The sequence below is a fragment of the Nostoc parmelioides FACHB-3921 genome (assembly GCF_014696625.1).
GTDB classification, from domain to species: Bacteria; Cyanobacteriota; Cyanobacteriia; order Cyanobacteriales; family Nostocaceae; genus Trichormus; species Trichormus parmelioides.
On record NZ_JACJQL010000027.1, the window covers coordinates 16,346 to 31,114 of the forward strand.

Annotated in this window: 9 protein-coding genes and 1 pseudogene; 5 read left to right on the plus strand and 5 right to left on the minus strand. The window is 34.7% G+C overall.

Going from position 1 to position 14,769, the window contains the following annotated elements; genetic code table 11:
- Positions 1–60: 60 nt before the first annotated feature.
- The 4 genes and pseudogenes from nifV to H6G14_RS17880 form a co-directional block, all read right to left on the minus strand.
- Positions 61–1,191: a homocitrate synthase gene (gene nifV, locus H6G14_RS17865; protein ID WP_190568685.1), complete on the minus strand. Its 1,131-nt coding sequence runs from the start codon at positions 1,189–1,191 to the stop codon at positions 61–63.
- A 468-nt stretch (positions 1,192–1,659) separates the two neighbouring features.
- The gene (locus tag H6G14_RS17870; protein ID WP_190568686.1) at positions 1,660–2,076 is read right to left on the minus strand and encodes a hypothetical protein; all 417 of its coding nucleotides are present in this window, start codon (positions 2,074–2,076) and stop codon (positions 1,660–1,662) included.
- Between the two features lie 189 nt (positions 2,077–2,265).
- Entirely contained in the window at positions 2,266–3,102 is an 837-nt protein-coding gene (locus tag H6G14_RS17875) for an FAD-binding domain-containing protein (RefSeq protein WP_190568687.1), read from the minus strand.
- Positions 3,103–3,439: 337 nt separating this feature from the next.
- Positions 3,440–4,090: pseudogene (locus tag H6G14_RS17880) on the minus strand (IS701 family transposase); the annotation flags it as partial.
- Between the two features lie 343 nt (positions 4,091–4,433).
- Here H6G14_RS17880 and H6G14_RS17885 point away from each other — a divergent pair.
- From H6G14_RS17885 to H6G14_RS17905, 5 genes are all read left to right on the plus strand, one after another.
- Positions 4,434–4,832 carry a tetratricopeptide repeat protein gene (locus tag H6G14_RS17885; RefSeq protein WP_190568688.1) on the plus strand — a complete coding sequence of 133 codons (399 nt, stop codon included), beginning with the start codon at positions 4,434–4,436 and terminating at the stop codon, positions 4,830–4,832.
- A 39-nt stretch (positions 4,833–4,871) separates the two neighbouring features.
- Positions 4,872–6,158 (plus strand): ATP-grasp domain-containing protein, encoded by a 1,287-nt coding sequence (locus tag H6G14_RS17890; protein ID WP_190568689.1) that lies wholly within the window; start codon positions 4,872–4,874, stop codon positions 6,156–6,158.
- Between the two features lie 6 nt (positions 6,159–6,164).
- Positions 6,165–6,704 carry a methyltransferase domain-containing protein gene (locus tag H6G14_RS17895; protein WP_190568690.1) on the plus strand — a complete coding sequence of 180 codons (540 nt, stop codon included), beginning with the start codon at positions 6,165–6,167 and terminating at the stop codon, positions 6,702–6,704.
- Positions 6,705–6,776: 72 nt separating this feature from the next.
- Complete coding sequence (locus tag H6G14_RS17900) at positions 6,777–8,000, plus strand: DegT/DnrJ/EryC1/StrS family aminotransferase (protein ID WP_190568691.1); 1,224 nt, start codon at positions 6,777–6,779, stop codon at positions 7,998–8,000.
- A 185-nt stretch (positions 8,001–8,185) separates the two neighbouring features.
- On the plus strand, positions 8,186–12,220 hold the full coding sequence (locus H6G14_RS17905; RefSeq protein ID WP_338421200.1) for an O-linked N-acetylglucosamine transferase family protein: 4,035 nt from the start codon (positions 8,186–8,188) through the stop codon (positions 12,218–12,220).
- Positions 12,221–12,382: 162 nt separating this feature from the next.
- Here H6G14_RS17905 and H6G14_RS17910 read toward each other — a convergent pair whose 3' ends face one another.
- Entirely contained in the window at positions 12,383–14,605 is a 2,223-nt protein-coding gene (locus H6G14_RS17910) for an O-linked N-acetylglucosamine transferase, SPINDLY family protein (protein ID WP_190568692.1), read from the minus strand.
- Positions 14,606–14,769: the final 164 nt, after the last annotated feature.

The window sequence follows — 14,769 nt, forward strand, 5'->3', positions numbered from 1 at the left end:
CCTGACGCATCCTACTAATATGCCAGTTGCGTAAGTCCTGGACAATTCTAAAAACTTCCTTCAACAGGCACGAAAATGTTGTTTTGTCTGCACTAAATGCAAAAGTTCTTGAGGTGTGAGGCTACGTTTTTTTTCTGCTGATTCTTGTCTAACTGCATCTAAGACAAATTGGGTTTCTTCGTGATTGAGAATAATATTGTATTGCTGCAAAATACTAGAGAGTAAATGTCTACCAGAATGTTTACCCACAACTAAACGGCGCTCTCTCCCTACTTCTTCTGGTGCAAATGGCTCGTAGGTTTGAGGATTTTGCATTACACCATGAGCATGAATCCCGGATTCGTGAGCAAAAGTATTTTCACCAACAATTGCTTTCCAAGGTGGTACAGGATGACCTGATGCTGATACTACAAGTTGAGATATTTCCAGTAAACGCCGTGTATCAATTCCTAAGTCGTGGTGATACAAGTGCTTGAGAGCCATAACCACTTCTTCTAAAGCAGCATTCCCGGCTCTTTCACCTAATCCATTCACAGTTGTATTTACCGATAAAGCACCTGCTTTAATACCTGCGAGAGCGTTGGCTGTTGCCAAACCAAAATCATTGTGGGTGTGCATTTCTACAGGTATTGTCAAAGATGCCACCAATTGTTTTATTTTGGCGTGGGTAGTGAACGGGTCAAGAATACCTACTGTGTCACAAAAGCGAAATCGTGACGCACCCCATTCTTGAGCAGCCAGCACTACATCAAGGAGGAAGCTTTCTTCCGCTCTTGATGAGTCTTCACCACCGATAGATACAAATAAACCTTGGTCAACAGCAAAGCTAATACTGTCGTGGAGTTTTTGTAAAACTACTTGCCATTGTCCGTGAAATTTAGCGGCGATTTGGATTGTAGAAACGGGAATAGAGATATGTACTCGCTGTAAACCACAAGCTATAGAAGCCTGAATATCAGCAATCACGGCGCGGTTCCAACCAAGTAAATTTGCTGACAAATCCAACTTTACAATATTAGCGATCGCCTCTTGTTCTGCTTTACCCATTGCGGGTATTCCCACTTCGATTTCATGCACACCAATTGCATCGAGAAATTTGGCGATCGCTATTTTTTCCTCTACGCTAAAAGCAACACCAGCCGCTTGCTCTCCATCGCGTAGTGTAGTGTCATTAATTAGAACTTTATTCATTTGCATAGTGTCTCCGAGGAAACAAAGGTAGATTCTTCGCCTAAGTCTGGCTAAGTGCCAAGGTAATCTGACAAAGGATACTCTAAAAGTAAAGAAATTGCTAACCTACATCTAGCAAAAATTTTCGGTACTGCGACAAAACACTCAATTATTTAAGCCACAGTATTTAGTACTACAAATTAGTCAATGATTTATACAAGCTCTGATTTTTGTGAATAGATGTATGTCTTAACATATCACTCCGATTCATTTATGCACACTGTGGACATAATTATTTGATTGGTGATTTTTGCTAGCTGATGAAAATCACTGTACTTCTGCCCCTCTGTGTGAAATAAATTAATAAAAACTCCATCCCCTTGTGGGTGGTTTTTACATATCTTTGCCACTGACCACTGACACACGTAAAGCCTCCGGCATAGCTCCGCTTAACGCAAAGCGTCCCGCAGGGAAGCGCAATAAGATTCACTATTCAAAGACATACTTTTCCGCTACTTTCCAATAGCGAGAGAATCGCTTTAAGTCAATGTAACCATCGTAGTCAAAAAACGGTTCTACTTCCCAAACCTCTAATTTTAAAGAACCCTCAATTTCATCACAGATATTCTCAAATCTGGGGCTGGGACTATTGGCTGTCGCCACTAAATCAGCATGATGTTCTTTGGCAAAACCTAGAATTTCTTGTGCCACATTACCACGGCGAATTTCCACAGGTAACTCTAGCAAGCACTCATAAATAAAAGTGATACGTTTTAGGCTTAATTGCCATTTTTCTATTAAAGCATCGTCCCAAACCCAAATAGCCGGAGCATCCGGGTATTCTTGTAAGGCTGGGTTGAGGGGACTGAGACAATCACCATGTATCCACACAATTGGTTTATTCATATTAGAAATGGAGAGGAGAAATTAGGAAATGGCGGAAATAAGTAAGTCGGCGTAAATAATTATTGTTGGAATAAGGTAGGGAGCAGTTGTTTTGAATTTTGAATTTTGAATTGGAGCGTAAAGCCTGCGGCATAGCTTCGCTTAACGCGTAGCGTCTCGTAGAGAAGCGACTTGACTAATTATCAATAACTACTTTTTCTTCCCACGTTGCCAACTTTGACTATTGGGCTGCTTGCTAAATGTTCTTTTGGGAAAAAGTTGCTGTTCTAATTCTTCGTAGCTACCTTCAAAATTACAACGACCATATAAAGGGCATTTTTGACAATAAATGCTTTTTGTATAGCGTTCCAAGTTCTCGCGGTTGAAAAAATATGGTTTTTGACTAAAGGTGCTGGCTACCCATTGCCAGGACATATTATTACTAGCAGGATCACCATCTAAGAGGTGTTCTAGGAACCATTTGGCTCCCTCTTGCCAGCGAATACGCCGCCAATGGACAATGTAGGCAGCTAGCCACATTCTCATGTGGTTGTGTAAGTAGCCAGTTTCTTGTAATTCGCGGCTGAAGCTGTCGATACAAACTAATCCTGTTTTGCCTTCTTTGATATCTGTGGCTAAATCAGATGCGTATTCTGCGGAAGTGTAACCTGTCTTATATTCTTCCTGGTCTTCCCAGATACCATTGCCAAGCTTGACATACAATCGCTGCCAATAATCCCGCCAACCTAATTCATTAATGAGTTTTGTAGCATCATCAGGGTGTTTGACATTATCTAATACATAATCTCGTATTTCTCCCAGGCTCAAAACTCCATAGCGGATGTAGGCTGAAAGTCTGGTTACATCTCCTGTCAAAAAGTTGCGTGTTTTTGCGTAGGTGGCAGGGTTAACCTTTTGTAGAGCTTTTTGGGCTGCTTGCCTTCCACCCTTGGTATCACTAACACAATCGCTTCTTTCTGCGACTTGGGGAAATTGTTCACGCAGGTAAGCTATTAATTCGTCTCGACTGGCAAATTTACGTAACATAAGCTAATTAAATATACATTTATACAGGTGGCAATATATAGCTAACGGGTTAGATAGCTAATGTACCCAAGTTGTCTGTGGAAGCTGAGGGTAAGGGTTTTAGACATTTATACTCCTATACTCTTATATTCCTATACCCTTGTCCAAACCCTTGATTTTTTGTTTTCATAGCCATCCAAATACACCAAATAGCCTCCCAGAATTTTTAATCGCTGCATAAGCTGCATAAAAAGTTGCGAACGGATCTAGTAAGTAGCTAGACATGATTAAATATAAAACGCTTAACGGAGTAATTAGCTTTGTTAGCCCGATTTTCAATAGCATGAATGAGAGCGAGCGCTAATTCATATTCATTGAGCTTTTTGATGAATTCGCTACTTTCACCATATAAACTATCGGCTAATACTAATTCAATATTAAACCCCTCATTTATTAATTCTGTAATAATTTCTGACGCTAACTCTATTTTGGTTTTATATTTATCTCCTGATTTGAGCGTCCCTTTCGGTTTAAATACTTTGAACAATAGCGGAAATGTTACATTTTCATAAACTCCATAAGCATTGACTGATACTATTCCATTATCTATTTTTCCTACACTCCCTAGATATTGTCTTGCAACATAATCTGTCTTTTTACCTTTTTTCCTATCTCCAGTTTCATTTATGACTACGGTTATCGCCTAACCATTTAATGCTTTCTTTAATTTATCTAATCTTCGGCTCTTTAATTTATTTGCTGACCAATCTGAATAGGCTATGAAATGATGTAATGACTGTGCCGAATTTATACTTACTACTTTGGCTATTTCTGGTAATGATTTTCTTTTTATTGGTGCAATTATCCCTAAATGTAAATATTTGAAGCATTCATAATTTCTTACTTCTTTGAACAGGCCTTTATACTCTGCACAATATTCATCTACGAGCGCAACTGTTGGCTGGGCATCTCTTGCCAAATGTTTTAGGATTTGTAATTCTACATCCATTGCCCTGCTTACCTTTCAGAGTTTTTTCTTTTAATCCTTTTATTCAGAATACTCGGAAAGTGACAGAAGAGGGATAACTATTAACAGTCAAGATCCCTCACGATGGATTGAGCAACTTAAAAGCAGGATAGCTTATCGTCATTTCTTCTTTATGTGCATTAGCTAAAAGGTAGCAAATCGTTTTTGATTAAGAATACTACTACGGGGTTAACATATCTTTACTTTAAGCCGAATTCCAGCATAAAAAATTTTTAGTTGAGATGTTAGTTTCCGTGAGGTAATGGGTAATCTCTTATTTAGGAGATTACTGTAACTAAGTATTTACCACAGTCCGGATGCAAACATGGCTAGTTCAGGTGAAGACTACATAACTACTCGTCAGAAGCAAATTGCCAGGAAAAAAAGGATTTTAACGATAATTTCTTTTGTGGGTTTCGTTGGTTCCTCAGTTTTTGCAATTGTCCCAGCTATTCAACGAGCGATCCAAAATCCGCAGCCAGTGGCTCAAACTGTATCTGCTGAGTCTTCATTGCAAGAAGAAGCCAAGGGTTACGAGTTAGTTTTACAGCGAGAGCCAAATAATCAAACAGCATTGGAGAAGCTGTCTCTTATACGGTTACGTTTAAAGGATAAAAAGGGAGCGATCGCCCTGATGGAGAAATTAGTACAGCAGCATCCTGATAGACAAGATTATAAAACTGTTTTGGCAGATATGAAGAAGCAATCCGACAGTAAGTATTAATGCAAACTACTGTTATCTTTATCCTTAATTAAAAACATAATGAAAAAATATAAAGTCTTAATATTTCCAGGAGGATCGGAAATTGGTTTAGAAATTCATAAAGCTTTATGTGACTGCAAAGATATTCAGTTATATTCGGCTGGTCTAGATGTTTCAAATCACGCCCCATATGTTTTTACAGAACATTTTAAGATTCCTAGTATTCATGAGCCTGGATGGATAAATGCTTTAAATCAGGTAATTGATGCTAATAGTATAGATTATATATTTCCAGCTTATGACGATATAATTGTCGCTTTAGTAGAAAAATCTCAGTATATTAAGGCTAAAATAGTTACTTCACCCCTAGAAACCTGTTTAATTACTAGATTTAAATCTAAAACATATAAAGTATTATTTGGAACTATTCCAGTTCCTGAAACATATCATAGTTTACATGAAATAAAACAATTCCCTGTATTTGTTAAACCAGATAAAGGTCAAGGTTCTCAAGATACACATATTGTCTATAATTCTCAAGATATTTCATTTTTTTTAGATAAGAAAAATGAATATATTATTACTGAATATCTTCCCGGCGACGAATATACAATTGATTGCTTTTCTCATCGTGACTTAGGATTAGTATTTTGCAGTGGTAGGAAAAGAATCAGAACAAAATCTGGCATATCAATGAGTATTTCTAATGCAAACATAGATCAAGAATTGTTTATTAAATATGCCGAACTAATTACACAAAAATTAAATTTTCATGGTGTTTGGTTTTTTCAATTAAAGCGAGATAAATATGGTGAATATAAACTTTTAGAGGTGGCTCCTCGCGTAGCAGGTGCGATGGCATTTCATCGAGTACAAGGAATAAATTTTCCTCTTTTGAGTATATATGAGCAAGAAAGAGTTCCAATCGAAATTATTAATAATAAATTTGACCTAACAATGGATCGTGCTTTAATAAATCGGTATATACATAATGTAGATTATAAAACGGTATATGTGGATTTAGATGACACTTTGGTTATCAGTAATAAAGTTAATTTGGATTTAATAAAATTTTTATATCAGTGTATAAATAATACGAAAAAGATAGTTCTATTGACGAAGCATACAGGAGATATATATGATTTTCTTAAAAAGTATAGAATTCAAGGTATTTTTGATAATATTATTCAGATAAATAAATTAGAAGATAAAGCAAAATATATAATTGAAAGTCCTGCAATATTTATTGATGACAGTTTTCAAGAACGTAAGTCTATAAGCTTAAAACTAGGTATTCCTACGTTTGATAATAGTATGATAGAAATGCTCTTAGATGATAGGAAATAAGTAAATATGTCAGATAGTATAATTAGCCAAAATGATATTCATTATTTAAAAATAATTCGCAAAAATATAATCGAATTTATGAAATATACAGCCGTGAATTATGCTCATCAGCCAGGTATTTTATTAGATATTGCACCTCAAATTCATTCAGGCGCTAGACCTTATTTTTCAGAATATATAAAGGTAGAAACATTTGATATAGATACTCATTCTGGGTGTACTTACATTGGTGACATTTGTCAATACAATGATTTTTTGAAAAGCAACACTTTCGACTATATAGTTTGTACTGAAGTTCTAGAACATACACTTCACCCTTTTAAAGCAGTAGACGAAATTCTAAGAATACTTAAACCAAATGGGAAATTATTTCTCAGCGTACCTTTCAATTTTAGGATACATGGGCCACTTCCTGATTGTTGGCGTTTTACAGAGCATGGCTTAAGAGTCTTATTAGAAAAATTTTATATTTTAGAATTAAATGCTATTGAGACACCAGAGCGTCAATTAATGCCAATTCACTATACTGTAGTAGCACAAAAATAGATTTAACTATTGCAGTAGTTTTAAAATATTCCATAACATTCTTTCAAGTGCCGAATTAAAACATTATCTCAAATGAAAAAAAGATTGAATGATTTAGCCATATTTGGTGGAACACCAACATTTGTTGATAAATTACACGTTGGTCGCCCGAACATGGGTAACCGCGAAAATTTATTATCGCGTATCAACGATATTTTAGATAGGAAATGGCTAACGAACAATGGTATTTATGTACAGGAATTTGAAAGACAAATTGCTCAATTGGTTGGAGTAAAACACTGCATAGCTACGTGTAATGCAACAGTAGCCTTAGAAATAGCCATTCGTGCTGTAGGTTTCACTGGTGAAGTGATTATTCCTTCTTTCACATTTATTGCTACTGCACACGCTCTCAAATGGCAAGAAATAATACCTGTTTTCTGTGATATTGACCCCCGTACTCATAATATAGATCCCAACAAAATAGTTCAAAGCATAACCCCTCGCACTACTGGTATTATCGGCGTTCATTTGTGGGGTCGCCCTTGTAATGTAGAGGCTTTGAGTGAAATTGCTCATACCCACAATTTGAAATTAATGTTTGATGCTGCTCATGCTTTTGGCTGTTCACATCAAGGGCGCATGATAGGTAGCTTTGGTGATGCTGAAGTTTTTAGCTTTCATGCTACTAAATTTTTAAATACCTTTGAGGGAGGCGCGATAGTTACAAATAGTGATGAATTGGCAGAGAAAATTCGCTTAATGACCAACTTTGGTTTTGCGGGTTATGACCGAGTTATATATATCGGCACTAATGGCAAAATGACTGAAGTCTCAGCCGCAATGGGTTTAACAGGACTCGATAATCTAGATGAATTTGTCTTCATTAACTATCGTAATTATAAATATTATGAAAGACAATTAAAAGAGATTCATGGTATTAATTTAACTAATTACAATGAATCTGAAAAATCTAATTATCAGTATATTGTCTTAGAAATTGATGAGATAGTTCTTGGAATTAGTAGAGACCAATTATTAGAAATATTGCACGCTGAAAACGTAATGGCTAGAAGATATTTTTATCCTGGTTGCCATAACATGGAACCGTACCATTCATATTTCCCTTATTCTAAATTATTGCTGCCAGAAACAGAAAAGCTTATTCAAAGAGTAATCTCTCTGCCTACTGGAACATCAATCAGTCTTGAAGATATCACTAATATCGTAGATATTATTAAGCTGGCGATAGAGAACAAAACCTATTTTCAAGACAAATTGAGTAATTTACAACTTATATCAAGCATTAATACTTAGGAAAAGTTAAATGAAGGTTAGTATTTTAAGTATTACATATAACAATAATAGATTTATTGCTCAAGTGTTAGAGAGCATATTGATGCAAAAACTCACTAATAGTTCTAATATTGTTGACTGGTTAAAAATTAAAATTTAACTTTTGCATACAAGAATGTAAATTACTAAATAATAAGCCTAAAGTCATGAATAAAAATTCAGGAAAGTATCCATATTCATTAAATTTTATCGTATTCTCTCCAGCATTTCAAGCTCATGTAGGTGGAATAGTCGCTCTTTATAATCTTGCTTACAGCATTGATGATTCTGGTTTTTGTTGTAAAGTTTTTGATATGAATAAACTGATGTTACCTAATAGCATCTTTGAAAAATACGCAACAGAAGATGATATTAATGAAAATACAGTTGTCGTATATCCAGAAATCATATCTGGCAATCCTTTAAATGCAAAATATGTGGTTAGATGGGTTCTCTGTGAACTTGGTGTTCATTGCCCCCAAGATATATATCTAACTTGGGGGAAAGATGATTTTGTTTATCACTACTGTTCTTTCAATCCTGAAAAAGATGTAAAAAATTATAATTTACTTTCTCCACTTTACTTAAATCCGGCATTCAAGAATTATGGCAAATCGAGAGATGGATATTGTCATATAATTAGAAAAGCTCATAAATTTCACAAATCATTAAAAGATATTCATCCGTCGGAATCTCTTTTTTTGGAAGATAATTTATCTCCAGATATTCTGATTGAAATCTTTAATAGAAAAGAATATCTTATCTCTTATGATCCTTACTCGTATCTTTGCATAATAGCAGCTTTATGCGGGTGTGTTCCTATAGTAGTACCGATGGCAGGAACCACAAAAGATCAATGGTTTAGAAGCTTATCTACTTCACTAATTTTAGAGAAAGCTGGAGAATTTCATCTGAATGGAATAGCTTACGGTTTAGAAGAAGTAGAATATGCACGAAGTACATTGCAGAATGTGCGATATCAGCAGGAACTTCAAGTTAAATATGGTCAAGAATCCGTTAATTCTTTTGTAAATGATATGGTTAGCGTAGTTTGTGCTGATTTGGAAATACCATACAGAAATTTTCATATTTTAAAAGTCAAAGATATATTTTCTACTGATAAAAATCAAATTGATGTAGAAAAAAACAGAGATCAATTACAAAATAATTCATATCTGACTCAAGATGAGCCATTAGTTAGCATTTGTATTCCGACATATAATGGTGAAGCTTTTATTGAAATGGCGCTCCAAAGCATTGAATCTCAGTCATATAATAATATAGAAATTATCATTTCAGATGATGATTCAACTGATGAGATAATAAGAAAAATTAATCATTTTCTGGGAAATACAAAAAGGACTATTAATGTATTAACTCATGAAAGATATGGATTAGCTAATAATTGGAATTTCTGCATTTCTCAAGCTCAAGGTAAATACATTAAATTTCTATTCCAAGATGATATTTTAGAGCCTGATGCTATTAAAAAAATGGTTGCATTGGCGGAAGAAGATGAGGAAATAGGTTTAGTATTCTCACCTCGTAAACTGTTTTCTAACTCTAAAGATGCTAACTATAGTCCAAGATATTTAGAAAATCATGAAGCTAAAGATGTACATAAATATTGGTCGAATTTAAAAACAGTTCAACCAGGAGAAGAGCTTTTACAAGACCCCAACATTTTTGATAATCCTATTAATAAGATTGGCGAACCAAGTACAGTTTTAATTAAAAAAGAAGTTTTTGATAAAGTAGGCTTATTTAACACTGAACTTTGTCAGCTTGTAGACTTAGAAATGTGGCTCAGAATTATGAGCCAATACAAAATTGGATTTATTAATCAAGTTCTATCACATTTTCATATACATCCCCAACAACAAACGCGCCGGAACATAGCTTTAAAAGATGCTATTTTATTAGATTATCAAAAGCTTTTTCAGTATATTGCTGATGACGGCCGTTATCCTGATATGACAAGACAAATGGCTGCTGTTAGATATGCTATTTTTAGCAATGATCATACTGAATTAAATCGGTTGCGAAAACAAACAGCAGAACAATGGTTTAGTATTCCTGATGAAAAATTAGCCGAGATGTATGAGGGTTTGCTGGGGAAAACACATAAAATACTCCTCAGTAGTAACATTAATGATAGAAATTTAGATAATAAAACTCTCTTTAATCAGATAATCATTGCTCAGCAACCTCAATCTACAAAAACTATTCAACATTTACTAGTAGCTATGTTGTCTAGTGATTTTAATCAGTTACTAACTAACTTTTCGCAAATACCTAAATGGCTGTTATGTGACTATCTAGAATTTTTATTATCGTCACGAGGTTATTTTGAAATATTAGGAAATTCACAAAAATATTATGAATACACGGAGAAATGCGTTAATTTATTGCATAAATATATTTTCCAAGAATTAGATTATTCTTCATCTTATGAAATTCTGGATTATTTCACTCAATTTGCTTTTTTTGTAAATATTTATTTTAATGAAAATAATCTAAAAGAAATATATGTTAAACGAGCAGAAATAATAGAGTGTTGCCTAAAATTAAATGGGCATGAAATTGATTATAAGTTTGCAGATAGACCTACAAATAGAAAAAAAATCCGGCTTGGTATACTAGCAGCAGATTTTACACCCTCAGCAGAAACATTTGCATACCTCCCTGTTTATGAATACATAAATCGAGATTTTGAGGTAATTTTATATTCGCTAACAGAAAGAGGTCATAAACTAGAGCAATATTGCCAGCTTTCTGCCAATTTATTTAAAGTTCTACCGCAGCAATTATCAGCACAAGTAGATATTATTCGTAATGATGATTTGGACATACTGTTTATAGCTACTAACGTAACTGTAGTAACTAACCAAATCTGCCTGTTAGCAATCCATAGATTAGCTAGAATACAAGTTACTAGTGGTGGTTCTGTGGTGACGACAGGAATAAGAAATATGGATTACTATATTTCCGGCACATTAACTGATCCTTCACCAACAGCGCAAGACCATTATCAGGAAAAGCTAATTAAATTAGAAGGAACTGCTCACTGTTTTAGTTATGGTACAGAAGAAGGTAAATCGACAACTCCACTTGAAAGAAATAGCTTAGGAATTGCCGAAGATGCTGTTGTTTTCATCTCTGGTGCTAACTACTTTAAAATGATTCCAGAATTACTGGAATCATGGGCGAAAATCATAGCTAGAGTACCAAATTCTGTTTTACTGCTTTTACCATTTGGCCCGAATTGGTCAAAGAATTACCAGAAAACAGAATTTATTAATCACTTAAATTCAATATTTTATAAGTATGGGTTAACAACTGAACGCTTAATAGTTTTAGATCCTCAACCAGTTCCAGACCGTGAGGATATGAAAGAATATTATAAAATTGCTGATATTTATTTAGATTCCTACCCATTTGCTGGTACAACTTCATTAATAGAACCATTACAGGTTAATTTACCCGTCATTGCTAGACAAGGAAATTACTTTCGTTCTGCAATGGGAGCAGCGATAATACAAACGTTGAATGTTCCTGGTTTAGTTGCTACCAGTGATGAATCTTACATTGAATTAGCCGTTACATTAGGTAATAATTCTGCATTAAGGCAACAAAAGAGCGCCGAAATCAAGGAAAGAATGCAAGGTAATCCTAGTTTTTTGGATAGTCGCGCTTATTCAGCTAAAATGGGGAGCTTATTTCAAGAACTTGTTAGTGATTATATTGCAGATACTCTCAGTCAAAATTTACGCTTAAAGGATATCAATCTTATAGTTTTCCCTGATTGGTCACAACCAGAAGAATTGATTGCTTCAGAATTGGAACAGGTAATTAAAACCGTTGCGACTAATCCTGATAGTGAAAAAACTACGCTATTAATCAATATCAATAATATCGCTGTTGATGATGTGGAAATGTTGTTATCGGCTGTAGCGATGAATCTGCTGATGCAAGAGGATGTAGATGTAACTGAGGGATTAGACATTTCCTTGGTAGAAAGTTTGAGTGATATTCAGTGGAAGGCTTTATTGCCTCGTATTCATGCACGAATTGTTTTAGGACATGAAAATCAAGACGCAGTAATAAAAGCGAAAGCAGAAAAACTCCTATCTTGCGAACTCGCCGATTTTAGCCAAGTGAGAGAAGAAGAGTTTCTTGTGTCTGAGTCAAAAATTATCTAGTTTTATATCAATTCTCTATGAAGTTGCGCCAAATAAATGATGTAGAGACGTTGCATACAACGTCTCTACAGTATCACGAACCTCCTTAGACTTTCAGATTAACTGGACTTAACCCACTATTTGGTAATAAAAGCTTTAGCCTTGAGATGAGTCATAAATTCCTCACTGCGAATTCATATATATTTCCCACATTTGGGTGTAAGCTTTCTCCATTTCGCGGGTGAATTGCTTACCATTCCACAGGGGTGATGTTTTTCTTGATTGTTTTAACTTCCAAGCTATTTGTTGTCTTAAGGCTTTATCTTTACCCAAGCGCACACCCCACTCTACATACTCTTCATCAGTCCAAGCAATACCTTCTGTGATTCCAGCATTCATCATCATGGTATAGCTGTTACGTGCTGCAAATTGTTCTCCTACTTTTGTCACCATAGGAATGCACATCCACAAGGTTTCTAAGGTTGTTGTAGCGCCATTGTAGGGATAGGTATCTAATACTATATCGGCAATGCCTAAATTAGCACGGTGGACTGATTCAGTTGCCACGATTGGGAGAAAACGCAATCTTGATATATCAATACCTTCTTCTTCCGCTAATCCATCAAAGAATATTTTGATCGATTCTTCATCAGAGATTCCTTTAATTAAAAAGTAGCTATTGGGAACTTCTTTGAGTATCTGCAATTGCAGTCTGCTAATATCTGGATGTCGTTTAAAGCCTCTTTGTCCACACAGATAAACTACTGCATCATCAGGAATATCTAATTCATCACGACGAACTGTAGGAACACCAACTTCAAAACCATCCACACCTATATAGGTTTGAGGTAAACGCCAAATTTGTTCTTTATAGTATTCTTGTGCTGAATCTGGTAAAACGTAGGGGTCAGCAATAAAATAATCAACTGATGGACTTCCTGAAGCATCCCAACCCAACCAAGTAACCTGAATGGGTGCAGGTTTCAGGGCTATAATGTCACAAGTAGTATCCAAAGTAATACTATCCAAGTCAATTAAAATATCAATTTCATCTTGATAAATTTGTTCAGAAATTTGTAAATATTCATCTGATTTAGAAATTTTGTCAACTTTAATGAGATACCATTCATGCAAAGCATCCAAGGTTGGGTTAGTATTAATAAAATAACCATGAATTTGAAACTTTTCACGGTCATGATGCTGAAATAACCATCGTGCCAGCCATCCTACAGAGTGACTTCTCAGGCAATGTGATATATATCCAATATTTAATTTCCTATTAATTTGTGTTTGTTTTTTTCTGAAAAGATGACCCTGAGAATATTTTGTTATGTATTCTCGCTCCAAAGTATTTATACTGTTTTGACAAATCTGTAACAACTGATTTTGTATATTTCTATTTTTTTGGGGGTTATCTTCAATATAAAAAGTAAAATAGTTAGCATTAAATAATCTAGATATTCTAGCTGCACTAAGCTCTTTAGGATTATCTTCTATGAGCGATTTTATCAGTGATTCTTGTCTTTCATACACATAGCAAGATTCTTCCCAATGTCCCCCTGCTGTCATTAATCCCCGTAAAATTTGGCGGTTTGCAAATACTTTATCTGCTAAATCTTGTACTAATGAGAAAAATAATTTAGCAATTTCTATACCTTTTTTATATTCTCCTGCATTTTGATAAAGACTAGCCAAGTGACCAATAACTTCTGTATTGTTAGGACTTAATTGTAAATAAAGTTCACATATTTGGGCTGCTGCATGGAATTGTTTTTGTGAATAACCAATTTCTAATGCAACTGGTAATAGAATAAACAACAAAGCCTTATTATTACCTTGAAAATATGGCAAACATGATTCAGTAAACTCTAGACTTGATGGATGTGCTGGTGCATAATTTAAAACAGTTTTGAGAGTGTATAGTAACAATTCTAAATCTAATTTTAGCGCTGATTTAGATTGTAAAATCTTATTTATACCAAGTTCTGTTAAATTTTCACCTGTGTAATTTTCTAGTGTGATAGATAGTTGTAGGAGATGTAATAAATTATTAATATCTTCAGGCGAAAATTCTTTAATACTTTGGCGAATTTTCTCGGCAATTGTATATTCTTGCAAAGATTCTCTACGTTTAGCTTCTGTCTGTAAAACCTTAACTAATTCATTGTTCCAAATTTCAACTTGTTCTGTTTTTCCTTCCATCATGGCCATAAGCCAAGTTGTTTGAGCTTCTACATCTTGTCCTTGCAACAATAATATTAATCCTAAATACCAATAGTATGATTTAACATCAGGCTCTAGAGTAATTGCTTCTTCATAGAGACTAGCTGCTTGAGAATAATTACCTGCAAGAAAATATTTTTCAGCTTGGTGATGCCATTCGTTAGGGGTAGTGAAAGAGAGCATATTGATACTAAATTGTTAGAGTTAGAAAATTTTAGAATGCCTCGTAGATCAGCATTGTCATAGTGAGTAAACTGCAAAAATTGGGTAATGTGTTGAAACACTACCCAATCAAACAAAACTTTAATGTCACATTACTCAAGAGGATGAGCAGGAAAACTTTTGTC